24 protein-coding genes are annotated in these 23470 nt (G+C 62.1%); 1 reads left to right on the top strand and 23 read right to left on the bottom strand.

What is annotated here, in order from left to right:
* Window positions 1-2: 2 nt before the first annotated feature.
* The 16 genes from rplF to rpsJ form a co-directional block, all read right to left on the bottom strand.
* Window positions 3-539: a 50S ribosomal protein L6 gene (rplF, locus tag J2S97_RS00685; RefSeq protein ID WP_307045602.1), complete on the bottom strand. Its 537-nt coding sequence runs from the start codon at window positions 537-539 to the stop codon at window positions 3-5.
* Between the two features lie 18 nt (window positions 540-557).
* Window positions 558-956, bottom strand: coding sequence for a 30S ribosomal protein S8 (rpsH, locus tag J2S97_RS00680; RefSeq protein ID WP_011692798.1), 399 nt, complete (start codon window positions 954-956; stop codon window positions 558-560).
* Window positions 957-1042: 86 nt separating this feature from the next.
* Window positions 1043-1624, bottom strand: a complete 582-nt coding sequence (gene rplE / locus J2S97_RS00675) for a 50S ribosomal protein L5 (protein WP_011692799.1) — start codon at window positions 1622-1624, stop codon at window positions 1043-1045.
* Window positions 1624-1983: a 50S ribosomal protein L24 gene (gene rplX, locus J2S97_RS00670; RefSeq protein ID WP_024366125.1), complete on the bottom strand. Its 360-nt coding sequence runs from the start codon at window positions 1981-1983 to the stop codon at window positions 1624-1626. The genes rplE and rplX overlap by 1 nt, the downstream gene beginning before the upstream one ends.
* A 3-nt stretch (window positions 1984-1986) precedes the next feature.
* A complete protein-coding gene (rplN, locus tag J2S97_RS00665; protein WP_003803789.1) occupies window positions 1987-2355 on the bottom strand; it encodes a 50S ribosomal protein L14 in 369 nt (122 codons plus the stop codon).
* 409 nt (window positions 2356-2764) lie between these two features.
* The gene (rpsQ, locus tag J2S97_RS00660) at window positions 2765-3073 is read right to left on the bottom strand and encodes a 30S ribosomal protein S17 (protein ID WP_104172035.1); all 309 of its coding nucleotides are present in this window, start codon (window positions 3071-3073) and stop codon (window positions 2765-2767) included.
* Window positions 3070-3399 carry a 50S ribosomal protein L29 gene (gene rpmC, locus J2S97_RS00655; RefSeq protein ID WP_307045597.1) on the bottom strand — a complete coding sequence of 110 codons (330 nt, stop codon included), beginning with the start codon at window positions 3397-3399 and terminating at the stop codon, window positions 3070-3072. The genes rpsQ and rpmC overlap by 4 nt, the downstream gene beginning before the upstream one ends.
* 2 nt (window positions 3400-3401) lie before the next feature.
* Window positions 3402-3818 carry a 50S ribosomal protein L16 gene (gene rplP, locus J2S97_RS00650; protein ID WP_104172033.1) on the bottom strand — a complete coding sequence of 139 codons (417 nt, stop codon included), beginning with the start codon at window positions 3816-3818 and terminating at the stop codon, window positions 3402-3404.
* Window positions 3819-4652, bottom strand: a complete 834-nt coding sequence (rpsC, locus tag J2S97_RS00645; protein WP_104172032.1) for a 30S ribosomal protein S3 — start codon at window positions 4650-4652, stop codon at window positions 3819-3821.
* Window positions 4653-5018, bottom strand: coding sequence for a 50S ribosomal protein L22 (rplV, locus tag J2S97_RS00640; RefSeq protein WP_003803798.1), 366 nt, complete (start codon window positions 5016-5018; stop codon window positions 4653-4655). It lies immediately after the preceding gene.
* Window positions 5019-5056: 38 nt separating this feature from the next.
* A complete protein-coding gene (gene rpsS, locus J2S97_RS00635; protein WP_011692805.1) occupies window positions 5057-5338 on the bottom strand; it encodes a 30S ribosomal protein S19 in 282 nt (93 codons plus the stop codon).
* A gap of 12 nt (window positions 5339-5350) precedes the next feature.
* Entirely contained in the window at window positions 5351-6190 is an 840-nt protein-coding gene (gene rplB, locus J2S97_RS00630) for a 50S ribosomal protein L2 (RefSeq protein ID WP_104172031.1), read from the bottom strand.
* Between the two features lie 29 nt (window positions 6191-6219).
* Window positions 6220-6525: a 50S ribosomal protein L23 gene (gene rplW / locus J2S97_RS00625; protein WP_066293292.1), complete on the bottom strand. Its 306-nt coding sequence runs from the start codon at window positions 6523-6525 to the stop codon at window positions 6220-6222.
* Complete coding sequence (gene rplD / locus J2S97_RS00620) at window positions 6522-7139, bottom strand: 50S ribosomal protein L4 (protein ID WP_104172030.1); 618 nt, start codon at window positions 7137-7139, stop codon at window positions 6522-6524. Before rplD ends, rplW begins: the two co-directional genes overlap by 4 nt.
* 4 nt (window positions 7140-7143) lie before the next feature.
* Window positions 7144-7794, bottom strand: coding sequence for a 50S ribosomal protein L3 (rplC, locus tag J2S97_RS00615; protein ID WP_102973689.1), 651 nt, complete (start codon window positions 7792-7794; stop codon window positions 7144-7146).
* Window positions 7795-7811: 17 nt separating this feature from the next.
* Window positions 7812-8120, bottom strand: a complete 309-nt coding sequence (gene rpsJ / locus J2S97_RS00610) for a 30S ribosomal protein S10 (RefSeq protein WP_003803825.1) — start codon at window positions 8118-8120, stop codon at window positions 7812-7814.
* Between the two features lie 387 nt (window positions 8121-8507).
* Between rpsJ and J2S97_RS00605 the strand changes: the two genes are divergently transcribed.
* Window positions 8508-9935: a GH1 family beta-glucosidase gene (locus J2S97_RS00605; RefSeq protein WP_307045589.1), complete on the top strand. Its 1428-nt coding sequence runs from the start codon at window positions 8508-8510 to the stop codon at window positions 9933-9935.
* Between the two features lie 8 nt (window positions 9936-9943).
* Here J2S97_RS00605 and J2S97_RS00600 read toward each other — a convergent pair whose 3' ends face one another.
* The 7 genes from J2S97_RS00600 to J2S97_RS00570 all read right to left on the bottom strand — a co-directional run bounded on the left by J2S97_RS00600 (window position 9944) and on the right by J2S97_RS00570 (window position 23351).
* The gene (locus tag J2S97_RS00600) at window positions 9944-10069 is read right to left on the bottom strand and encodes a hypothetical protein (RefSeq protein WP_307045587.1); all 126 of its coding nucleotides are present in this window, start codon (window positions 10067-10069) and stop codon (window positions 9944-9946) included.
* Window positions 10070-10107: 38 nt separating this feature from the next.
* The gene (locus tag J2S97_RS00595) at window positions 10108-14316 is read right to left on the bottom strand and encodes a hypothetical protein (protein ID WP_307045586.1); all 4209 of its coding nucleotides are present in this window, start codon (window positions 14314-14316) and stop codon (window positions 10108-10110) included.
* Window positions 14317-14480: 164 nt separating this feature from the next.
* Window positions 14481-15671, bottom strand: a complete 1191-nt coding sequence (gene tuf, locus J2S97_RS00590; RefSeq protein WP_307045584.1) for an elongation factor Tu — start codon at window positions 15669-15671, stop codon at window positions 14481-14483.
* A gap of 263 nt (window positions 15672-15934) precedes the next feature.
* A complete protein-coding gene (gene fusA / locus J2S97_RS00585; RefSeq protein WP_307045582.1) occupies window positions 15935-18049 on the bottom strand; it encodes an elongation factor G in 2115 nt (704 codons plus the stop codon).
* Between the two features lie 69 nt (window positions 18050-18118).
* Window positions 18119-18589, bottom strand: coding sequence for a 30S ribosomal protein S7 (gene rpsG / locus J2S97_RS00580; RefSeq protein ID WP_011692813.1), 471 nt, complete (start codon window positions 18587-18589; stop codon window positions 18119-18121).
* 1 nt (window position 18590) lies between these two features.
* A complete protein-coding gene (rpsL, locus tag J2S97_RS00575) occupies window positions 18591-18965 on the bottom strand; it encodes a 30S ribosomal protein S12 (RefSeq protein ID WP_011692814.1) in 375 nt (124 codons plus the stop codon).
* 486 nt (window positions 18966-19451) lie between these two features.
* Entirely contained in the window at window positions 19452-23351 is a 3900-nt protein-coding gene (locus J2S97_RS00570; RefSeq protein WP_307045579.1) for a DNA-directed RNA polymerase subunit beta', read from the bottom strand.
* Window positions 23352-23470 lie beyond the last annotated feature (119 nt).

Raw genomic sequence — 23470 nt, 5'->3', positions numbered from 1 at the left:
GGTTACTTACCAGCCTTTCCGACCTTGCGGCGGATGACTTCGCCGGCGTAGCGGATGCCCTTGCCCTTGTAGGGGTCCGGCTTCCGCAGCTTGCGAATGTTGGCAGCAACCTCGCCGACCTGCTGCTTGGAGATACCTGAAACAGAGAGTTTGGTCGGGGACTCTACTGCAAAGGTGATGCCGTTCGGTGCCGAGACATTAACCGGGTGGCTGTAGCCCAGAGCGAACTCCAGGTCAGAACCCTTGGCTTGGACGCGGTAACCGGTACCGACAATCTCAAGCTTCTTCTCGTAGCCTGCGGTGACACCCTGGATCATGTTGGCGATCAGGGTGCGGGTCAGGCCGTGCAGCGAACGTGAGGCGCGCTCGTCGTTCGGGCGGGCGACAGTCAGGGTGCCATCTTCCAGGGTGATCTCGATCGGGCTGGCCACAGTGTGGCTCAGCTCGCCTTTGGAACCCTTGACGCTGACGACAGAGCCGTCAACCTTGACCTCAACGCCGGCAGGAACGGTGATGGGGAGACGTCCAATACGTGACATTATTCTCTTCCTTTCCCGTTACCAGACGTAAGCGAGGACTTCGCCGCCCACGCCCTTCTTGCCGGCCTGCTTGTCAGTCAAGAGGCCGGAAGAGGTGGACAGGATTGCGACACCCAGGCCACCGAGCACGTGCGGCAGGTTGGTGGACTTCGCGTAAACGCGGAGTCCCGGCTTGGAAATACGACGAACGCCAGCGATTGAACGCTCGCGGTTCGGACCGAACTTGAGCTCGAGGGTCAGCTTCTTGCCGACTTCAGCGTCTTCTTCTTTCCAGGAGGCGATGTAACCTTCGGCCTTCAGGATGTCGGCAACGCGTGCCTTGAGCTTGCTGTACGGCATAGTCACGGTGTCGTGGTATGCCGAGTTTGCGTTGCGCAGACGCGTAAGCATGTCTGCGACGGGATCTGTCATGGTCATGTTGGGCTCTTGCCCTTCCTCATAACGGTTTCCGCCCTGCCATCCCCTTGGGGAATCGGCAAGGCCGGACCTTCTATGTAGCTAGATTAAGCTTCGGTCTTGAACGGGAAACCAAGCGCCTTGAGCAGCGCGCGGCCTTCGTCGTCGGTCTTGGCGGTGGTCACGACGGTGATGTCCATACCGCGAACGCGGTCGATGGAATCCTGGTCGATCTCGTGGAACATAACCTGCTCGGTCAGACCGAAGGTGTAGTTGCCGTTGCCATCGAACTGCTTGCCACTGAGGCCCCGGAAGTCACGGATACGCGGCAGTGCCAGCGTGACCAGACGGTCCAGGAATTCCCACATGCGGTCCCCACGCAGAGTTGCGTGTGCACCGATGGGCATGCCTTCGCGCAGCTTGAACTGTGCGATCGACTTGCGGGCCTTGGTTACCTGCGGCTTCTGACCGGTGATCAGGGTCAGATCGCGGACAGCGCCGTCGATCAGCTTGGAGTCCTTGGCGGCATCTCCAACACCCATGTTCACAACGACCTTGACCAGACGGGGAACCTGGTTGACGTTTTCGTACTTGAATTCCTCGATGAGCGTGCTCTTGATGGAATCCGCGTACTTGGTCTTCAGACGAGGAACGATCTTGCTTGCCGGAGTCTCGAGAGTCTCAGTCATTAGATGTCCTTCCCGGAGCTCTTGGCCACGCGAACGCGCACTTCACGCTTCACGCCATCGCGCTCAACGGTCTCGGTGCGGAAACCGACGCGGGTGGGCTTCTTGGTCGAGGGGTCAACCAGAGCCACGTTGGAGATGTGGATTGAAGCCTCGACGACCTCGATGCCACCGGTCTTGGTGCCGCGCTGCGACTGACCGACCTTGGTGTGCTTGGTTACGCGATTGATGCCTTCAACCAACACGCGGTTGGTCTCCGGGAATACGCGCAGAACCTTGCCCTGCTTGCCTTTGTCGCCGCCGCGCTCAGCCTTGGCGCCAGTGATGACCTGAACGAGGTCACCCTTTTTGATCTTAGCCATGGACTAGAGCACCTCCGGAGCCAGAGAAACGATCTTCATGAACTTCTTGTCACGAAGTTCACGACCAACCGGTCCGAAGATACGGGTACCGCGGGGGTCACCGTCGTTCTTCAGGATCACAGCTGCGTTCTCGTCAAACTTAATGTAGGAACCATCCGCACGGCGGCGTTCCTTCTTGGTACGGACGATGACCGCCTTAACGACATCGCCCTTCTTTACGTTGCCGCCCGGAATTGCGTCCTTGACGGTAGCGACGATAACGTCGCCAATGCCTGCGTAGCGACGGCCAGATCCACCGAGAACGCGAATGGTAAGGATTTCCTTAGCACCCGTGTTGTCGGCGACCTTGAGTCGCGACTCCTGCTGAATCACTATTTACTCCTTGCGTCGCGCTGGTTCTCAGACCGAAAATCTTCCTACGGAATGAGCCTTGCGGAACGGTTGATCGGGGTGTCTCTTGACCTGCCTGGATTTTGCCAGACCAGGCCTAAACTCCCGTGCCAAAAACATTTGCTTCCCAGGCGATTCCGACGGATCGGGGCGCAAGGGGGCACTATGCCGTGGCACGATTATTTACGAGGTTGATGACGGCGCACGAACGGCGCCATACAAACTCAAAATCTTAGCACGTTGAAGCCCCCGGAGACTAACCGGCGCGGGCCTGGACCTGGCAAGGGCCAGGACGGGGCCAGGACACGACACGAAAAAGGCCCGCTCCCCTCGCGGGGAACGGGCCTTCCTGGTCAGTAATGACCTGGGCCGGACAGGTCCGGCTCAGGGGCTACTTGGCCTTTTCGAGGATCTCCACCAGACGCCACCGCTTGGTAGCGGACAGCGGGCGGGTCTCGGCGAGGAGAACGAGGTCGCCGATGCCGGCGGTGTTCTCTTCGTCGTGGGCCTTGATCTTCGTGTTGCGGCGGATGACCTTGCCGTAAAGGGCGTGCTTCACGCGGTCTTCGACCTGGACAACGATGGTCTTTTCCATCTTGTCCGAGACGACGTAGCCGCGCTTCGTCTTACGGTAACCGCGCTCGTCAGCCTTGGCTGCGTCGGAAACAGTTTCCGTCACGTTCTCGTCCTTTTCACTCACTTGGCATCCTCCTCGGCCTCAACCGTTTCAGCCTTGTCGGCCTTCTTGGTTGCAGCCTTCTTGGACTTCTTCTCTTCCTTGGCTTCCACAACCGGTGCGGCTACCTCGGCACGAATGCCGAGCTCGCGCTCACGGAGAACGGTGTAGATGCGTGCGATGTCCTTCTTTACCGCGCGCAGACGACCGTGGTTCTCCAGCTGACCGGTGGCGGACTGGAAACGCAGGTTGAACAGCTCTTCCTTGGCCTTGCGGAGTTCTTCAACGAGACGCTCGTTGTCGAAACCGTCCAGCTGTGCGGATGCAAGTTCCTTGGATCCTACTGCCATTTCTACTCACCACCTTCGCGACGCACAATGCGTGCCTTCAACGGCAGCTTGTGGATTGCCAGGCGCAGGGCCTCGCGAGCTACCTCTTCACTGACACCGGAGAGTTCGAAGAGAACCCGGCCCGGCTTGACGTTTGAGACCCACCATTCCGGAGAACCCTTACCGGAACCCATGCGGGTTTCGGCAGGCTTCTTCGTCAGCGGACGGTCCGGGTAAATGTTGATCCAGACCTTACCGCCACGCTTGATGTGGCGGGTCATCGCGATACGGGCAGATTCGATCTGACGGTTCGTGACATATGCCGGGCTCAGAGCCTGGATGCCCCACTCACCGAAGGAGACCCTGGTGCCGCCCGTAGCAGCGCCGGAACGACCCGGGTGGTGCTGCTTACGGTGCTTGACTCGACGTGGGATAAGCATTTAAGCCTGTCCTCCTTCTACTGCAGCAGGTGCAGCCTCAACTGCCGGAGCTTCAGCAGCCGGAGCTGCCTCCGCTGCCGGACGGTCGGTACGACGGCGGCGGTCACCACGGTCAGCGCCACCCGGGCGGCCCGGGCGATCGCTGGCACCACGGCCGCGGGACGGAGCAGCAGCTGCCTGCTGAGCCAGTTCCTTGGAGGTGACGTCACCCTTGTAGATCCAGACCTTCACGCCGATGCGGCCGAAGGTGGTCTTGGCTTCGTAGAAGCCGTAGTCGATGTTCGCACGCAGGGTGTGCAGGGGCACACGGCCTTCGCGGTAGAACTCCGAGCGGGACATTTCAGCGCCACCCAGTCGACCGGAGCAAGCGATACGGATGCCCTTGGCACCTGCACGCTGTGCGGACTGCATTGCCTTCTTCATCGCACGGCGGAATGCCACGCGGGAAGTCAGCTGCTCTGCAACGCCCTGGGCAACAAGCTGTGCTTCCATCTCGGGGTTCTTGACCTCGAGGATGTTCAGCTGAACCTGCTTGCCGGTGAGCTTTTCGAGCTCGCCGCGGATGCGGTCTGCTTCTGCACCGCGGCGGCCGATAACGATGCCCGGACGTGCCGTGTGGATATCCACGCGGACACGGTCGCGGGTGCGCTCGATTTCAACCTTGGCGATACCGGCGCGCTCCATGCCCGTGGACATGAGCTGGCGGATACGGATGTCTTCGCGAACGAAGTCTTTGTACCGCTGACCGGCCTTGGTGCTGTCAGCAAACCAGTGCGATACGTGATCGGTGGTGATGCCGAGTCGGAACCCGTGCGGGTTAACTTTCTGTCCCACTTAGCGAGCCTCCTCTTTCTCCGGGGTAGCGACTACCACGGTGATGTGGCTCGTGCGCTTCTTGATCTGAAATGCACGACCCTGGGCACGCGGCTGGAACCGCTTCATGGTCGGGCCTTCATCAACAAACGCTTCGCTGATGATGAGGTCACCTTCGTCAAACGCCACGCCGTCGCGGTCCGCGAGGACCCGGGCGTTGGAGATTGCCGACTGAACTACCTTGAATACCGGCTCAGAAGCTGCCTGGGGGGCAAACTTCAGAATTGCCAGAGCCTCGTTCGCTTGCTTACCACGAACAAGGTTGACGACGCGCCGGGCCTTCATAGGCGTTACGCGGATGTGACGCGCAATTGCCTTGGCTTCCATTGCTTTCCTTCTCTCGTCTTTGACGTAAGTGCAGGCGCCTAGCGGCGCTTGCCCTTACGGTCGTCCTTGACATGGCCGCGGAATGTCCGCGTGGGAGCGAATTCGCCGAGCTTGTGCCCGACCATCGACTCGGTGACAAACACCGGGATGTGCTTGCGTCCGTCGTGCACGGCGATCGTGTGCCCGAGCATGTCGGGGATGATCATCGAGCGGCGGGACCAGGTCTTGATGACGTTCTTGGTGCCCTTTTCGTTTTCCCTGTCCACCTTTACAAAGAGGTGCTGGTCAACGAAAGGACCTTTTTTCAGGCTGCGTGGCATGTGTCCAGGCTCCTATCGCTTGTTCTTGCCAGTACGACGACGACGCACAATAAGCTTGTCGCTCTCTTTGTTCGGGCGGCGGGTGCGGCCCTCACGCTTACCGTTCGGGTTGACGGGGTGACGTCCACCGGACGTCTTACCCTCGCCACCACCGTGCGGGTGGTCAACCGGGTTCATGGCGACACCACGGACGGTCGGGCGAACGCCCTTCCACCGCATACGGCCGGCCTTGCCCCAGTTGATGTTCGACTGCTCGGCGTTGCCGACCTCGCCGATCGTTGCGCGGCAGCGCACGTCAACGTTGCGGATTTCGCCGGAAGGCAGACGCAGCTGGGCGAAGCGGCCTTCCTTAGCAACGAGCTGGATCGATGCGCCGGCGGAGCGGCCCATCTTGGCGCCGCCACCCGGACGCAGTTCAACTGCGTGGATAACGGTACCCACCGGGATGTTGCGCAGGGGCAGGTTGTTGCCAGGCTTGATATCAGCGTTGGCACCGGCCTCTACGAAGTCACCCTGGGACAGCTTGTTCGGGGCGATGATGTAACGCTTGGTGCCATCAACGTAGTGCAGGAGGGCGATGCGAGCCGTACGGTTCGGATCGTACTCAATTTCGGCAACGCGGGCGTCAACGCCGTCTTTGTCGTGGCGACGGAAGTCGATCAGACGGTACTGGCGCTTGTGGCCACCACCCTTGTGACGGGTCGTGATCTTACCGGTGTTGTTACGGCCACCCTTTTTCGGGAGGGGACGTACCAACGACTTTTCCGGCGTCGACCGCGTGATTTCAGTGAAGTCCGCTACGCTCGAGCCGCGACGGCCCGGGGTAGTCGGCTTATATTTACGGATTCCCATAATTCATTTCCTCGTTAAAGTGGTCTCCGCTACGCGAGCGGACCGCCGAAGATGTCGATCGTGCCTTCTTTGAGGGTCACAATCGCACGCTTGGTGTTTTTGCGGGTTCCCCAGCCGAATTTGGTGCGCTTGCGCTTACCGGCACGGTTGATGGTGTTGATCGAGTCGACCTTGACGGAGAAAATTTTCTCCACGGCCAGCTTGATCTCGGTCTTGTTCGAGCGGGGGTCCACCAGGAAGGTGTACTTTCCCTCATCGATCAGGCCGTAGCTCTTTTCCGATACGACGGGTGCAAGCACAACGTCGCGCGGGTCCTTGATGGTGGCTGCGCTCACTTGGCATCCTCCTCGTTCTTTGCCTTGGCGGCAACGAATGCCTCGTAGGCAGCCTTGGTGAAGACTACGTCGTCAGAGACGAGCACGTCGTAGGTGTTCAGCTGGTCTGCGTACAGAACGTGAACATCTGCGAGGTTACGCACGGACAGTGCGGCAACATCGTTGGCGCGCTCGATGACAACGAGCAGGTTCTTGCGCTCGGACACGCCGCGCAGCGTTGCCAGTGCGTCCTTGGCGGACGGCTTGGTGCCGGCTACCAGTTCAGCAACAACGTGGATGCGGCCGTTACGTGCGCGGTCAGACAGTGCGCCGCGCAGTGCAGCAGCAATCATCTTCTTGGGGGTCCGCTGGCTGTAGTCACGCGGGGTCGGGCCGTGGACAACGCCACCACCGGTCATGTGAGGAGCACGGATTGAACCCTGACGGGCGCGGCCGGTGCCCTTCTGCTTGAACGGCTTGCGGCCTGCACCGGAAACTTCAGCGCGGGTCTTGGTCTTGTGGGTACCCTGGCGAGCAGCAGCGAGCTGGGCAACGACAACCTGGTGCAGCAGCGGCACGTTGGTCTGTACGTCGAAGATCTCTGCAGGCAGGTCAACCTTGACAGTGCTAGTCATTGAACTAGGCTCCCTTCACGGCGGTGCGTACGAGGACGACCTGGCCGCGGGCGCCGGGAACGGCGCCCTTGATGAGGAGCAGCGACTTCTCGACGTCAACTGCGTGAACCGTGAGGTTCAGCGTGGTGTGACGAACGGCGCCCATGCGGCCGGCCATTTTCATGCCCTTGAAGACGCGGCTCGGGGTGGATGCGCCACCGATTGAACCGGGCTTACGGTGGTTCTTGTGTGCACCGTGGGAAGCTCCAACGCCGTGGAAGCCGTGACGCTTCATAACACCGGCGAAGCCCTTACCCTTGGTGGTGCCTACGACGTCGATCTTCTGGCCGGCTTCGAAGACCTCAACAGAGAGCTCCTGGCCCAGCTCGTACTCAGCAGCATCTGCGGTACGGAGTTCGACGACGTGACGGCGAGGCGTGACGCCTGCCTTTTCAAAGTGACCAGCCAGCGGCTTGGTGACCTTGCGGGGATCGATCTGGCCGTAGCCGATCTGAACGGCGACGTAGCCATCAACTTCTGCGTTACGCAGCTGGGTGATGACGTTTGAGTCAGCCTGGACAACAGTGACGGGGATGAGCTTGTTGTTCTCGTCCCAGACCTGGGTCATGCCGAGCTTCGTGCCCAGCAGGCCCTTTACGTTACGGGTTGCGGTCATAGTCTCTCAGCACCTCCCTACAGCTTGATTTCGATGTTCACGTCAGCCGGCAGGTCGAGACGCATAAGCGAGTCAACAGCCTTCGGCGTGGGGTCGATGATGTCGATCAGACGCTTGTGCGTGCGCATTTCAAAGTGCTCGCGGCTGTCCTTGTACTTGTGCGGAGAGCGGATAACGCAGTACACGTTCTTCTCCGTCGGCAGCGGCACGGGGCCAACTACCGTTGCGCCTGCGCGCGTGACCGTCTCAACGATCTTCCGTGCTGAAACGTCAATGACCTCGTGGTCGTATGACTTCAGCCGGATGCGGATTTTTTGTCCCGCCATGTCGCCTGACTCTCTTTCAGTCTGTGCTTCCCCTGTTTGGGGCTGCCCTGTTTACTTACGCGTTGTGCGGCTGCCGAAGCATTTGAAGTCGTAACTACCACCCGCCGCACAAGCTGAATCCGGAAGAATCCGGGTTCCTCAACCTGCCGGCGTAACCGACCCCCGCGGTCGGGCGTGTCGCGCTGTGCACGCGTACTCGTCCGCAGTTCCATGGGGAGTGGGTTATGTTTGGTCTCCTACTTGGACCCTGACACCCGGCATTATCCGGATCGGGACGCGAAGGAGCGCTTGAACAACTCATCTAGTATGCCGGATTTTATGGACAGAAGCGAATCAGGCTGAGCAGGGGTCATTGCCTTCAGCAAGGGCCGAATGGATGATAGGGACATGACTGTGCAGAACTCTGCGGCGTTGCAGAGCCTGGCCGGTCGGCTGGGTCCGGAATTCACCCTGGGTGTGGCGGCCGCCGCCTTCCAGATTGAAGGATCCCTCAAAGCTGACGGGCGCGGGCCCTCCGGCTGGGATGCCTTTGCCGAAAAGCCGGGAAGCATCATGGACGGCCACTCCCCTGCCGTTGCCTGCGACCATTACAACCGCTCCGGCGAAGACGTGGCCCTGATGCGCGATCTGGGCGTCGACTCCTACCGGTTCTCCATTTCCTGGCCCCGGATCCAGCCTGACGGCCGCGGTCCCTTCAACAGCCAGGGCCTTGACTTCTATGACCGGCTAATCGACCAACTGCTCGACGCCGGCATCTCTCCGATGGCTACGCTGTACCACTGGGACACTCCCCTGCCGCTCGAGCACAGCGGCGGCTGGATGAACAGGTCCACGGCGGAGCGTTTTGCCGAGTACAGCGCAGCCGCCGGAGAAAGGTTCGGCGACCGGGTTGCCCAGTGGGTCACCCTCAACGAACCGGTTTCCGTGACACTCAACGGATATGCACTCGGCGTCCATGCGCCCGGCCACGACCTCCTGTTCAACGCCCTGCCTTCAATCCATCACCAGCTGCTGGCACACGGCCTCGCGGTCCAGGCACTGCGAAGTGTCGGGGTCGCCGGGGCCGTAGGCGTGACCAACCTCCACTCCCCTGTCCGGCCGGCAACCAGCAAGCGTGGCGACAGGATGGTGGCGAGGATTTTCGACATTCTAATGAACCGTGTGTACGCGGACCCCGTCCTGCTGGGCCGCTACCCGAAGCTGCCGCTCGTGGTCCGGCCGTGGTTCCGCTCCATGGGCAAAATCACCGACGCCGACCTCCGGACCATCCACCAGCCTCTGGACTTCTACGGACTCAATTACTACTACCCCGTAAAAGTGGCCCTGGGCCGGGGAACGGTCAGCGTTCCGGCGAATAATTCTGCGGCACTGGCCCAGTTGCCGTTCCACGAAGTGGGCTACCCGGAGTACGAGACCACCGGATTCGGCTGGCCGGTTGCCCCTGAACACCTCGGCATCCTGCTCCGCGAAATGAAGGACCGGTACGGTGATGCCTTGCCACCCCTATACATCACGGAGAGCGGGGCGAGCTTCCCGGAACCGGAACACGTTTCCGGTCCGATTGCCGACACAAAACGGATCGAATACCTGGCCAGCCATCTTGGCCACGCGCTGGCCGCGACGTCCCCGGGCGGTATTGCCGAGGACGTGAAGTTGCTGGGCTACTACGTGTGGACGTTGCTGGACAACTTCGAATGGGCGGCTGGATACTCCCAGCGTTTCGGGCTGATCCACGTGGACTTCGACACGCTGGAGCGCACGCCCAAGGAATCCTTCTACTGGTTCCAGGCGTTGAGCAGGGCGCGCAGGGCCTGAGCGCCGGCCTACTGGTTCTTGTTGGCGCGGTTGATGCGCTTGGCGCGGTCAATCTCTTGGCGGAAGTGCTTCTTCGCCCAAAAAACTCCGGCGACAACCGCAGCGGCAACCAGGAAGAAAATAATCCATTCCATGATGCTGTCCTTTCGTTGTCAGCAACCTTACCAAGGCTTCAGTACAAACGATCCTGCTGCCCGTCGGGGGTCGGTTGCGCTTCGGATTGCGGCCGTCCGTCAGCCGGCGCCTCCGGCTTGGCGCGGGCCAGCTTCCACAGGGCAAAAGCGATGAGCCCGACGGCGATCATAGCCAGCAGCGCGAACGTGTAGGACCGAAGGGCCCACATCAGGCACAAGGCGACTCCACCTGCACCCCACCAGACGAACATCCGTTCTCCGATGAGCAGTCCTGACAGCAGCAGTGCAGCGTGAACGGCCAGGACCCACAGCTGCTGACTTCCGGATCCCCCGAACAGAATCCCCAGCCCGCTCAGGCCAAGCAATGCGGCGCCCGACCCCAGGAGCATCCGGCCCGCCGGCCGGAATCCGGCAGCAAAGCGCAGCGCGGCCAGGGCTGCGGCCAACAGGACGTACCACTGCACCGCCCAGAACGGCTCCTGTAGGCGGCCGTCCGTGATGAGGACTGCACGCTGCAGAGCAACCGTCACCAGGAACGCGCCAATCTCGAGAGTCACCCTCCGCGCCCGGACCGGAACTTCCCGCACAACCACGGCCACGGTTGCGGCCACGAGGAGCGCCGCCGTCAGTGATGTGGCATCGCGCAACATGCCGGCCACGGCAGCTGTGGCCAGCCCGAGCGCCGCTGCGGAGACCAGCGTCCGCCGCCGCACCCCATCCTGGTCCCTGAGCGCGAAGCTGGCACCGTAGAGAACGAGTGCTGCCAACCCGCATCCGGCCAGCCATGGCAGGTAGGCCCCCCACTCCCCCTTGGCGCCCCGGAACACGGTGACGGCAACGAGGGTGGCACCTGTTAGGACGAGCGCTGCGGCCGGCGGATACAGCAGCGGTTTGCGTTCCACGTGCGATGCAGTAAACCCGGTGGCGGCCAGCACCAGTAGTGTGACGCCGGAGATCCAGTCCGCGGCCTGGCCGGCGGCAAGTCCGGCGGTGAGGGCGGGAACAGCAGCCCCGGCCAGCCAGAACCAGCGGTCCACGCCGGCTTCGGGCGAAGCATCGGTGAGCCGACGCCGTCGGATCCCAGCGACGTTGAAGGCGAGTGATGCAGCCAAAAGGGCCAGCGGGACGCCGTCCCAGCTCAGAAGCGGCGCCGCGAGAGCAGTTCCTGCCCCGAACTGCAGTGCCGGTCCCGATGCCACCACCGCAAACACGCCGCCGTACACGCACAGGTAGTGCGCCCCGCGTGCCGCGAACAGCCGATGGGCGGCAACCGCACCCAGCAGAAGCAGCAGTAGCTCCAGGAGGACAACTCCCCGCCCGCCCTCGGCCGCGTAGATGGCAGAGGCTCCGCCGCCCTGGATCACATAGAGCGCGGGCAGGACTGCCTGCGCGCCAAGGGTCAGCCAAACTGCGGCGTCCTGGAACGGTACCTGTTCCAGCCGGTGCCGCATGAACCAGCGGACGACGTGCTGGAAGGCCAGCACGCCGGCGAAGGTCAGTGACACTGCCGTGCCGGACGCCGTGATGTCGAAGCTGAAAACCATTGCAAGCGCCGCTGTCAGCAGGCGCGCCGCGGCGAAGTACGCGCCTTTCGCCTGCCGCGGTCCCACCGCAACCACCATGGCGGCGCTGAAGGCTGCGAAGATGCCAAGCACAAGTTCGACGTCGGACAGGCGGCCTCCGCTGCAGACAAGCAGTACCGCCAGCATCGACGGTGCAAAAGCTGCTGCTGCCGCCAGATCCCGGAACACGTACCCGGACGCCACTGCGCTGAGGGCCATAACGGTGATGGTGAGGGTTCGTTGCCAGTCCCATGTTCCCTCGCTAGTCGTCGTGTGCGGCAGAATCAGGCCCGCCGCCAAGGTGGCAGTCTGCAGCATCAAAACCAGGGCGACGTCGGCCACCACCGCGTCCGGAGCGCGGTCGCGTACCGCGGCGGCAAGCGGGAACACGAGCTGAGCACCCAAAGCTACGATCAGGACCGTGGCGAGCGAGATTTCCTGGCCGCCGAACAACACCGGCCCTATGGATTCCTGGAGCTGGCCGTAGGCCAGCACCAACAGGAGCGTTGCCCCGGCCCTGGCCGTCCACCAGTAAGTCCAACGCCGGATGACGACGGTTGAGCGTAGCGCCGAGACGCCAAGATAGAGGACCACGAGCAGCAGGACGCCGTTGCCCATTCCCAGCGAGACACTCGTGTAGGCCGTCAATGCAACAGTCGCCGAGACTGCCAGGGGCAACGCCTCCGCAGCTGCCGGTTGCCATGCAACGCCCACGCCGAGACGCGGAAACAGGATCAAACCTCCCGCCAGCGAAGCCACGAGCTGGACCACAAGGGCGATGGCCAAGAGTAGTTTCCCTGCCGTGGAATCCGTGACGGACAGCGCCACAAGGCCAACGATTCCGGCGGCAGTAAACCCGACAAGCGTGGGCATGGGGACGAGGACCCCGGCGCCGGCCCGCTCTGCGGCCGCCGAGGCAAGCTGCTGTAGAACGAGGGCCAGCGACAGGGCAAAGATGGCTCCAGAAAGTGCTTCCTGGCTCCCCTCCATCAGGGCGGAGGTCAGAGCCGGGACGGCCAACGTGCCCGCTATCCGCGCAGACAGGATGAAGTAGGAGCGTAGCGGTGAACGGGCGCCCGCCGCCCGCACAGCCCAAAACAGCAGTCCAGCCGCCAAAAGGTTCAGGACCAGCCATGGCCCCAGCTGTACGCCTGCGATGATGCCCGTGGCCAGCGCCGCCGGTGGTGCCCATTCAGCAGCTTCCCCCGCTTTCACCGCAATAATCATGCCGGTGGCTACGCTGGCAAGCACCGCCCAGAGCAGCAGGCCGTCCTGGCTGCCGGGTGCTGGCAGCAGCATGAGCACGACCAACAGAAGTTGGCTTCCAAAGGTGTAGAGCGAGTCAGCCCGCCAGTGCTTTTCTCCCTCCCGGGCAGGACACCACCGTTGCAGCGTGGCCGCCGACGCGGCCGTCACCACCGATTGCAGGGCCAGCAGAAACCCGGCCGTTACAAGGCACCAGGTGAAACTACCGGTAAGGTGCCAGGCCCACGCGGATGCCGCAATTGTGATCGCCAGTCGGGCACCATAGGTCTTCAGCAGACGGTGCCCGGCAGACGGCGTGGCAGCCGCCAGCGCGAAGTACGTTCCGCAGAGTGCCATGATCAGCGCGAACTCGCCGCGGTCCAAACGCAACGGCAGAATCGTTGCCGCGAGGGCCACGGCGGGAACCACGAACGGGTCAAGGAGCATGACGGGGCGCAGGAACAGGGGCGGAACCCAGCGCGGCCTCGCCAGAGTTACCAACGTCATCGCCGCCGCGAAGCCGATCATGGCCGCGAAGTACCATACGAGCGAAGCACCGAGAACGGAAACTCCGGACCACGCCGTCGAAACCACAAACGTGAGGGACAGGTACGCCAGCACCCGGCTTTCGAGCCGTATGGCGGCAGCGACGTAGGCCAGCGTTCCAACGACGGAGGTCAGGAGCCAGGCGAGGGGCCCGTCCTGCACGGCAAAGTAATACATTGCCAGGCCGGCGACGGGGACCAACGCAAGGCCGGTTCCGGTGAACGCTACGGCGGCAGGACGCAGCCGCGGAACCTTGGCGTGGAGCGCAAATCCGGCGCCGTAGAAGAACACTGTGATGAGGCAAACGCCGGCAAAACGCAGCCCGGCCGGCAGGCTTGTGCCCACGAAGAGTGCCCCTGCCGCCACCAGCAGCAAACTGGCAACATACAGCGTGACATTGATGTTCTGCCGCTCGCGTTTCTCCTTGCGCGCCAACAGTTCGGCCGGTGATTCCTCGGGCGGGGCCCCGGCTAAGGCCGGCTCCTCGAACGCCGCCCCATCATTTGGGCGGACCGGCATCGGCAGGTGGGTGAACGGCTGCTGAGCCGGTGCCGCGGGGGCCCAGTCCGGCATCAAGGCCGGCACCGCTGACAGTGGCTGTTCCTGTGCCAGTGCCGGTGCCGGTGCCGGTGCCGGTGCCGGTGCCGGTGCCACCGGAAACTCGGGCCAGCCGAGCGCGGGGCCGGCTGGCGCCGGCGTGGCGGCCTGGGCTGTGACCTGGGGCTGCAGCGGAGCAGCCATGGTGGCGTCATGCCACCCTTGGACGTGGCCAGCCATGAACCCGTTCCGGTAGGCCTCGCCGGCGCCTGCTTTCAACTGGCGAATGGAATGCCGGGAGACGAACAACAGAACGGCGGTAATGATGAGCAGAAGCGTCAAGAAGGCGGACCACATCTCGGTTCCTTTCGGTGTCATCGCCGCAGCTGCAAGCTTCCCAGCAATTTATCCAGCGATTGGATAAATCATAGCAAAAAACAGCCCCGCTGCGACATTCGCAGCGGGGCTGTTGATAAGTATCAGACGACCGTCAGACGGCGTGCTGATCCCTGATCATCAAACTACTTGATGATCTTGGTGACGCGTCCCGAACCAACGGTGCGGCCGCCTTCGCGGATTGCGAAGCCGAGGCCGTCTTCCATGGCGATGGGCTGGATGAGCGCAACGGTCATCTCAGTGTTGTCGCCGGGCATAACCATTTCCGTGCCTTCCGGCAGGGTGATAACGCCGGTTACGTCCGTGGTACGGAAGTAGAACTGCGGGCGGTAGTTGGAGTAGAACGGGTTGTGACGTCCGCCTTCGTCCTTGGAGAGGATGTAGACGTTAGCCTCGAAGTCGGTGTGCGGGGTGATTGAACCCGGCTTGACGACAACCTGGCCACGCTCTACGTCATCACGCTTCAGACCGCGGAGCAGGAGGCCACAGTTCTCGCCGGCCCATGCTTCGTCGAGCTGCTTGTGGAACATCTCGATACCGGTAACCGTGGTCTTCTGGACCGGGCGGATGCCGACGATCTCGACCTCAGAGTTGATCGCGAGGGTTCCACGCTCGGCGCGGCCCGTAACAACGGTGCCACGGCCGGTGATCGTGAAGACGTCTTCGATCGGCATCAGGAACGGCTTGTCACGGTCACGTACGGGGTCCGGAACAGACTCGTCGACAGCAGCCATCAGGTCCTCAACGGACTTGACCCACTCGGGGTCGCCTTCCAGTGCCTTGAGGCCGGAAACGCGAACGACCGGTGCTTCGTCGCCATCGAAGCCCTGCGAGCTCAGGAGCTCACGAACTTCCATTTCAACGAGGTCGAGGAGTTCCTCGTCATCGACCATGTCAGCCTTGTTCAGTGCCACCAGCAGGTAGGGAACACCAACCTGGCGGGCGAGCAGAACGTGCTCGCGGGTCTGAGCCATCGGGCCGTCAGTGGCGGCAACCACGAGGATTGCACCGTCCATCTGAGCAGCGCCGGTGATCATGTTCTTGATGTAGTCAGCGTGACCCGGAGCGTCTACGTGTGCGTAGTGGCGCTTCTCGGTCTGGTACTCAACGTGGGAGATGTTGATGGTAATGCCGCGCTGACGCTCTTCGGGAGCAGAGTCAATCGACGCGAAGTCACGCTTCTCGTTGAGAGTCGGGTACTTGTCGTACAGCACCTTGGAAATGGCGGCCGTCAACGTCGTCTTACCGTGGTCAACGTGACCAATGGTACCGATGTTAACGTGCGGCTTAGTCCGCTCGAACTTTGCCTTTGCCACAGGTTCCTCCTAGAACGTTTTCAAATGACTTACCCTTCAGTCGCGCTTGTCGCGGCCGAAACTTCAGTAAGTCTACTTGGGGGGCTTTGGATTGGTGAAATTGCAGATTCAGGAACTAATACTAGTCCCTCGAGCCTGTTCGCGCAGATGGCCGGCACCCGGTTATGACCGGATTGCATCTGGCCTGGTATCGGCCACCTGCACCGGGCTAGTTTCCGAATTCGGAAACGCACCCGAGTTTGTCGCTTTGAAAGTCCGGTGGACTACTCGCCGCGGGTCTTCTGGATGATCTCGTCGGCAAATGCCTTCGGGACCTCGGCGTAGCTGTGGAACGTCATGGAGTACACAGCGCGGCCCTGGGTCTTTGAACGCAGGTCGCCGATGTAGCCGAACATGCCGGACAGCGGGACGTGTGCGCGGATAACCTTGACGCCCTGAGCATCCTCCATGGACTGCATCTGGCCACGACGGGAGTTGAGGTCACCAATAACTTCACCCATGTATTCCTCAGGGGTGCGGACCTCGACATCCATCAGCGGTTCAAGCAGGATGGGGTTCGCCTTGCGTGCGGCTTCCTTGAAAGCCATACGGCCAGCGATCTTGAACGCCATTTCCGAGGAGTCAACATCGTGGTACGCGCCGTCAATCAGCGTGGCCTTGATGCCGACAACCGGGTAGCCAGCCAGGACGCCGTCGTTCAGTGCATCCTGGATACCTGCATCAACAGACGGAATGTATTCGCGCGGGATACGGCCACCAGTGACCTTGTTCTCGAACTCGTACAGCTCGCCGTCGGAAGTGTCCAACGGCTCGATCGCAATCTGGATCTTTGCGAACTGGCCGGAACCACCGGTCTGCTTCTTGTGCGTGTAGTCGTGACGCTCTACAGCACGCTTGATGGTCTCGCGGTAAGCAACCTGCGGCTTGCCAACGTTTGCCTCGACCTTGAATTCGCGGCGCATGCGGTCCACCAGGATGTCCAGGTGGAGCTCGCCCATGCCGGCGATGATGGTCTGGCCGGTGTCTTCGTTGAGGGAGACCTGGAAGGTCGGGTCCTCAGCGGAGAGCTTCTGGATGGCCGTGGAGAGCTTCTCCTGGTCACCCTTGGTGTTCGGCTCGATGGCAACCGAGATCACGGGCTCCGGGAAGCTCATGGACTCGAGGACGATCTGGTTGCTGGAGTCGCACAGGGTGTCGCCCGTGGTGGTGTCCTTCAGACCGATGGCTGCGTAGATGTGGCCGGCGGTAGCGCCCTCAACGGGCATTTCCTTGTTGGCGTGCATCTGGAACAGCTTGCCGATGCGCTCCTTCTTGCCCTTGGTGGAGTTAACCACCTGGGCGCCTGCTTCCACGTGACCGGAGTACACGCGGATGAAGGTGAGCTGGCCGAAGAACGGGTGCGCGGCGATCTTGAATGCCAGTGCAGAGAACGGCTCTTCGGAAGACGGCTTGCGGGTCAGTTCCTTCTCTTCGTCGCGAGGATCGTGACCGATCATCGGGGGGACGTCGAGCGGGTTCGGCAGGTAGTCGACGACCGCATCGAGCATCGGCTGAACGCCACGGTTCTTGAAGGCAGAACCACAGAACACCGGGTACAGCTCGGAGCTGATCGTCATCTTGCGGATGCCGGCCTTGAGCTCATCGACGGTGATTTCTTCACCTTCGAGGTACTTCTCCATCAGCTCTTCGGTAGCCTCGGCAACGGTCTCGATGAGCGTTGCGCGGTACTCTTCAGCCTTGGCCTGGAGATCGGCGGGGATCTCCTGGACCTCGTACTTGGCACCCATGGTGACGTCACCCTTGGCATCGCCGGGCCACACCAGTGCGCGCATCTCAAGGAGATCCACGACGCCAATGAAGTCGTTCTCGGCACCGATCGGCAGCTGCATAACCAGCGGCTTCGCGCCGAGGCGGCCGATGATGGTGTCGACGGTGAAGTAGAAGTCAGCGCCGAGCTTGTCCATCTTGTTGACGAAACAGATACGCGGAACGTTGTACTTGTCAGCCTGGCGCCAGACAGTCTCGGACTGCGGCTCCACGCCTTCCTTGCCGTCGAACACGGCGACGGCGCCGTCGAGGACGCGCAGTGAGCGCTCAACCTCAACGGTGAAGTCCACGTGGCCGGGGGTGTCGATGATGTTGATCTGGTTGTTGTCCCAGAAGCAGGTCACGGCGGCAGACGTGATGGTGATGCCGCGTTCCTTTTCCTGTTCCATCCAGTCGGTGGTCGAAGCGCCGTCGTGCGTTTCGCCGATCTTGTGGTTCACACCCGTGTAGAACAGGATGCGCTCGGTGGTGGTGGTCTTGCCGGCATCAATGTGGGCCATGATGCCGATGTTGCGGACCTTACTAAGGTCGGTAAGCACGTCCTGTGCCACGGGGTCTCCCTTTCGGATGGACTGCACGTTCGCCGCCGGCTCGTCTGAGCCGGCGGCGTCCGGGAAGTATTACCAGCGGTAGTGTGCGAAGGCCTTGTTGGACTCGGCCATCTTGTGGGTGTCTTCGCGACGCTTCACAGCGGCACCGAGACCGTTGGAGGCATCCAGGATTTCGTTCTGGAGGCGCTCGGTCATCGTCTTTTCGCGGCGGGCCTTGGAGTAACCGACCAGCCAGCGCAGGGCGAGGGCGGTGGACCGGCCCGGCTTGACCTCAACCGGAACCTGGTAGGTGGCGCCACCGACACGGCGGGAGCGGACCTCGAGGGACGGCTTGACGTTCTCCATGGCCTTCTTGAGGGCTGCAACGGGGTCGCCGCCGGACTTGGCGCGGGCGCCTTCGAGGGCACCGTAAACGATGCGCTCAGCGGTGGACTTCTTGCCGTCTACGAGCACCTTGTTGATGAGCTGGGTGACCAGCGGGGAGCCGTATACGGGATCTAGAACTAGCGGCCGCTTGGGGGCCGGACCCTTGCGAGGCATATTACTTCTTCTCCATCTTTGCGCCGTAGCGGCTGCGGGCCTGCTTACGGTTCTTCACACCCTGGGTATCGAGGGCGCCACGGACGATCTTGTAGCGGACACCCGGAAGGTCCTTCACACGACCGCCACGGACGAGCACAATGGAGTGCTCCTGGAGGTTGTGGCCTACACCGGGGATGTAGGCAGTGACTTCAACGCCACCGTTAAGGCGCACACGTGCAACCTTACGCAGAGCCGAGTTCGGCTTCTTCGGGGTGGTGGTGTAGACGCGGGTGCAAACACCGCGGCGCATCGGGCTGCCGTTAAGCGCGGGAGCCTTGGTCTTTTTGACCTTAGGCGTGCGGCCCTTCCGGACCAGCTGGTTAATCGTAGGCACTCTCGTGTTCTCCGTTTTATCCGGAGCGGCCGCTGACAGCCGCTCTCCTTTTGCTTTGCCCCGCCGCCCGAGCTTTGAAGAATCTCCAGAGCAGCTGAGGCGAAGCCTTAATAGTCGGATCGCACACCGGGAAACCTGACTCACGTCAGCGTTGGCCCCTAGGCATGCAAAAATGTGGCATACGTTGCACAAGAACCCTGCAAACCGGAAACGTCGCTCTGGTTTAGCCTTTCAGCTCAACCGGCGCACTCATCCACTGCCACAATAACAATTGGTATCCAGTCTAACATGGACGGCCCGCAGGCCTTAATCGGGCCCAACCATCCCAACTGACTGGCAGTTAACGTCGCGAAACGCCCGTTTGATGACGTTAACTGCCAGTCAGTTGGGTCAACGAACTGTCAGCTACTTGCGCCAACAGGAAAGGCCCCGCCCCGCTCCGCTGTTTCAAGCGGAGTGGGACGGGGCCTGACGACGAACTAACGGTTAGCGGAAGTCGCTGCCGAGGTCGTAGTCATCCAGCGGGATGGCGTGGAACTCAGGAGCTCCGTCGCCGCCCAGCGTGTCGTAGGAGAAGTCGCTGAATGCGCTCGGGCCTGTAAACAGGTTGGCCTTTGCTTCTTCAGTCGGCTCCACCGTGACCTCCGTGTAGCGCGGGAGGCCCGTGCCGGCGGGGATGAGCTTACCGATGATGACGTTCTCCTTGAGGCCGAGCAGCGGGTCGCTCTTGCCTTCCATGGCCGCCTGCGTCAGGACGCGGGTGGTTTCCTGGAAGGAAGCTGCGGACAGCCAGGACTCGGTGGCCAGGGATGCCTTGGTGATACCCATGAGCTCAGGACGTCCGGAAGCCGGAGTCTTGCCCTCGGACACAACGCGGCGGTTGGCGTCTTCGAAGCGGCTGCGCTCGGCCAGCTCACCGGGGAGCAGGTCCGATTCACCGGATTCGATGACCGTGACGCGGCGCAGCATCTGGCGAACGATAACCTCGACGTGCTTGTCGTGGATACCGATGCCCTGGCTGCGGTACACGCCCTGGACTTCGTCCACCAGGAACTTCTGAGCAGCACGGGGGCCCATGATGCGCAGAACCTGCTTGGGGTCGACCGGGCCGTTGATGAGCTTCTGGCCCACCGTGACGTGCTGGCCGTCTTCAATCAGGAGGCGAGAGCGGCGCAGGACCGGGTAAGCGATCTCTTCGCTGCCATCATCCGGAGTGATGACCAGGCGCATCTGGCGCTCGGACTCTTCGATGGCGATGCGGCCGGCTGCTTCTGCAATCGGTGCGACGCCCTTCGGAGTACGTGCTTCGAAAAGCTCCTGGATACGGGGCAGACCCTGGGTGATGTCGTCGCCGCCGCTGGCGGAAACTGCACCACCGGTGTGGAACGTACGCATGGTCAGCTGGGTACCCGGCTCACCGATGGACTGTGCGGCGATGATGCCCACTGCCTCACCGATGTCCACGGTCTTGCCGGTGGCCAGCGAACGGCCGTAGCAGAGGGCGCAGGTGCCGACGCTGGACTCACAGGTGAGTACGGAGCGGACCTTGACCTCAGTGATGCCGGCTGCGAACAGTTCGGCAATGACCACGTCGCCGCAGTCGGTGCCGCCTGCTGCCAGGACCTTGCCCTTGGAGTCAACGACATCCACGGCCAGGGTACGGGCGTATGCGCTGTTCTCGACGTTCTCGTCCAGCACCAGTTCGCCGTTGGCGTCAGCCACGGCAATCGGGGTGACGAGGCCGCGTTCGGTGCCGCAGTCCTCTTCACGGACGATGACGTCCTGCGAAACGTCCACCAGTCGACGGGTCAGGTAACCCGAGTTGGCGGTACGCAGCGCGGTATCAGCCAGACCCTTACGGGCACCGTGCGTCGCGATGAAGTACTCCAGCACCGACAGGCCCTCACGGTAGGAGGACTTGATCGGACGCGGGATGATTTCACCCTTAGGGTTGGCCACCAGGCCACGGATACCCGCGATCTGACGGACCTGCATCCAGTTACCACGTGCACCGGAGGACACCATGCGGTTGATGGTGTTCATCGGCGACAGGTTGTCGCGCATGACCTGGGCGATCTCGTTGGTTGCCTTGTTCCAGATCTCGATCAGTTCCTGGCGACGCTCGTCGTCGTCGATCAGGCCCTTGTCGTACTGGCCCTGGATCTTGGCAGCCCGCTCTTCGTAACCGGCAAGGATGACCGGCTTCTCGGCCGGAACCTCGATGTCGGAGATAGCAACGGTGACGCCTGAGCGGGTGGCCCAGTAGAAACCGGCATCCTTCAGGTTGTCCAGCGTTGCCGCGGTAACAACCTTCGGGTAGCGCTCGGCGAGGTCGTTGACGATGCGGGACAGCTCGCCCTTGTCAGCAACGGCCTCAACCCACGGGTAGTCCTCGGGCAGGGTCTGGTTGAAGATGACCTGGCCCAGAGAGGTCTGGACGAGAGCGGTCTGACCCGGCTCCCAGCCTTCCGGGGCTTCCCAGCCGGCGTAAGGGACGAAGCCCTCAAGCCGGATCTTGACCTGGGAGTTCAGGTGCAGCTCGTGCAGGTCGAACGCCATGATGGCTTCCGAAACCGAGGAGAAGATGCGGCCTTCGCCAGCTGAACCGACACGCTTGGTGGTCAGGTGGTAGAGGCCGATGATCATATCCTGCGAAGGAAGGGTCACCGGGCGGCCGTCAGACGGCTTCAGGATGTTGTTCGAGGACAGCATCAGGATGCGGGCTTCAGCCTGGGCTTCTGGGCTCAGCGGCAGGTGAACTGCCATCTGGTCGCCGTCGAAGTCAGCGTTGAAGGCGCCACAAACCAGCGGGTGCAGCTGGATTGCCTTACCTTCAACGAGCTGCGGTTCGAACGCCTGGATGCCGAGGCGGTGCAGGGTGGGTGCACGGTTCAGCAGCACGGGGTGCTCGGTGATGATCTCTTCGAGAACGTCCCAGACCTGCGGACGGTAACGCTCAACCATGCGCTTGGCCGACTTGATGTTCTGGGCGTGGTTGAGGTCAACCAGGCGCTTCATCACGAACGGCTTGAAGAGCTCCAGTGCCATCTGCTTCGGCAGGCCGCACTGGTGCAGCTTCAGCTGCGGACCGACAACGATAACCGAACGGCCGGAGTAGTCGACGCGCTTACCCAGGAGGTTCTGGCGGAAGCGGCCCTGCTTGCCCTTGAGCATGTCGCTCAGGGACTTCAGCGGACGGTTGCCCGGTCCGGTGACCGGACGGCCACGGCGGCCGTTGTCGAAGAGGCTGTCAACAGCTTCCTGAAGCATGCGCTTCTCGTTGTTGACGATGATCTCCGGAGCGCCCAGGTCAAGCAGTCGCTTGAGACGGTTGTTGCGGTTGATCACGCGGCGGTACAGGTCGTTGAGGTCGGAGGTCGCGAAGCGGCCACCGTCCAGCTGGACCATGGGGCGCAGTTCCGGCGGGATCACCGGGACGGCGTCCAGCACCATGCCGAGCGGGCTGTTGTTGGTGGTCAGGAACGCGTTGACAACCTTCAGCCGCTTCAGGGCACGGGTCTTGCGCTGGCCCTTGCCGTTGGCAATGATGTCGCGCAGCGAGTCAGACTCGGCCTGCATGTCGAAGTTCTCAAGGCGCTTCTTGATGGCTTCGGCACCCATGGAGCCTTCGAAGTACATGCCGTAGCGGTCGCGCAGTTCGCGGTAGAGGCCTTCGTCGCCTTCGAGGTCGGCGACCTTCAGGTTCTTGAAGCGGTCCCAGACCTGCTCGAGGCGCTCGATGTCGGCGTCGGCACGCTTACGCACGTTGGCCATCTGACGGTCCGCGGAGTCGCGGGCCTTCTTCTTGTCGGCAGCCTTGGCGCCTTCGCCTTCGAGACGGGCAAGCTCGTTCTCGAGGTCGCGGGCGATCGTGGCGATGTCGGAGTCGCGGTTGTCGACGAGCTGCTTCTTCTCGATGTCGTGCTCAACCTGCAGGTTGGGCAGTTCCTCGTGGCGGCTGTCGGCGTCAACGCTCGTGATCATGTAAGCAGCGAAGTAGATGACCTTTTCGAGGTCCTTCGGTGCCAGGTCAAGGAGGTAGCCCAGGCGGGACGGAACACCCTTGAAGTACCAGATGTGCGTAACCGGGGCGGCCAGCTCGATGTGGCCCATGCGCTCACGGCGGACCTTTGCACGGGTGACCTCAACGCCACACCGCTCGCAAATGATGCCCTTGAAGCGCACGCGCTTGTACTTGCCGCAGTAGCATTCCCAGTCGCGGGACGGGCCGAAGATCTTCTCGCAGAAGAGGCCGTCCTTCTCGGGCTTGAGCGTGCGGTAGTTGATGGTTTCCGGCTTCTTAACCTCGCCGTAAGACCAGCCACGGATGTCTTCCGCGGTGGCGAGGCCGATCTGCATGAGGCCGAAGGAGGATTCGCTGGACATATGGTCCCTGTTCTCTCTTGTTCTCTAAATTCTGAAGTCTTGGGTTACGGGAAGAGGGAGGTGGCTTACCGGGAAAAGTCAGCGCGGCGGGGCCGCGTGCTTTTCCCGGTAAACCCCCT

It is taken from the genome of Arthrobacter oryzae, assembly GCF_030812315.1.
GTDB classification, from domain to species: Bacteria; Actinomycetota; Actinomycetes; order Actinomycetales; family Micrococcaceae; genus Arthrobacter; species Arthrobacter oryzae_B.
The sequence above is the reverse complement of the archived record's forward strand: the minus strand, read 5'-3'. Positions and strand labels throughout refer to the sequence as shown.

Coding starts and splice junctions, on each gene's coding strand:
- rpsJ (WP_003803825.1), bottom strand. CDS start 8,120: ATGGCGGGACAAAAAATCCGCATCCGGCTGAAGTCATACGACCACGAG.
- rpsG (WP_011692813.1), bottom strand. CDS start 18,589: ATGCCTCGCAAGGGTCCGGCCCCCAAGCGGCCGCTAGTTCTAGATCCC.
- rplF (WP_307045602.1), bottom strand. CDS start 539: ATGTCACGTATTGGACGTCTCCCCATCACCGTTCCTGCCGGCGTTGAG.
- rpsH (WP_011692798.1), bottom strand. CDS start 956: ATGACCATGACAGATCCCGTCGCAGACATGCTTACGCGTCTGCGCAAC.
- rplB (WP_104172031.1), bottom strand. CDS start 6,190: ATGGGAATCCGTAAATATAAGCCGACTACCCCGGGCCGTCGCGGCTCG.
- rplP (WP_104172033.1), bottom strand. CDS start 3,818: ATGCTTATCCCACGTCGAGTCAAGCACCGTAAGCAGCACCACCCGGGT.
- rplE (WP_011692799.1), bottom strand. CDS start 1,624: ATGACTGAGACTCTCGAGACTCCGGCAAGCAAGATCGTTCCTCGTCTG.
- rplX (WP_024366125.1), bottom strand. CDS start 1,983: ATGGCTAAGATCAAAAAGGGTGACCTCGTTCAGGTCATCACTGGCGCC.
- rpmC (WP_307045597.1), bottom strand. CDS start 3,399: ATGGCAGTAGGATCCAAGGAACTTGCATCCGCACAGCTGGACGGTTTC.
- rplV (WP_003803798.1), bottom strand. CDS start 5,018: ATGGAAGCCAAGGCAATTGCGCGTCACATCCGCGTAACGCCTATGAAG.
- J2S97_RS00605 (WP_307045589.1), top strand. CDS start 8,508: ATGACTGTGCAGAACTCTGCGGCGTTGCAGAGCCTGGCCGGTCGGCTG.
- rplC (WP_102973689.1), bottom strand. CDS start 7,794: ATGACCGCAACCCGTAACGTAAAGGGCCTGCTGGGCACGAAGCTCGGC.
- rpsS (WP_011692805.1), bottom strand. CDS start 5,338: ATGCCACGCAGCCTGAAAAAAGGTCCTTTCGTTGACCAGCACCTCTTT.
- rplD (WP_104172030.1), bottom strand. CDS start 7,139: ATGACTAGCACTGTCAAGGTTGACCTGCCTGCAGAGATCTTCGACGTA.
- J2S97_RS00595 (WP_307045586.1), bottom strand. CDS start 14,316: ATGTGGTCCGCCTTCTTGACGCTTCTGCTCATCATTACCGCCGTTCTG.
- J2S97_RS00570 (WP_307045579.1), bottom strand. CDS start 23,351: ATGTCCAGCGAATCCTCCTTCGGCCTCATGCAGATCGGCCTCGCCACC.
- J2S97_RS00600 (WP_307045587.1), bottom strand. CDS start 10,069: ATGGAATGGATTATTTTCTTCCTGGTTGCCGCTGCGGTTGTCGCCGGA.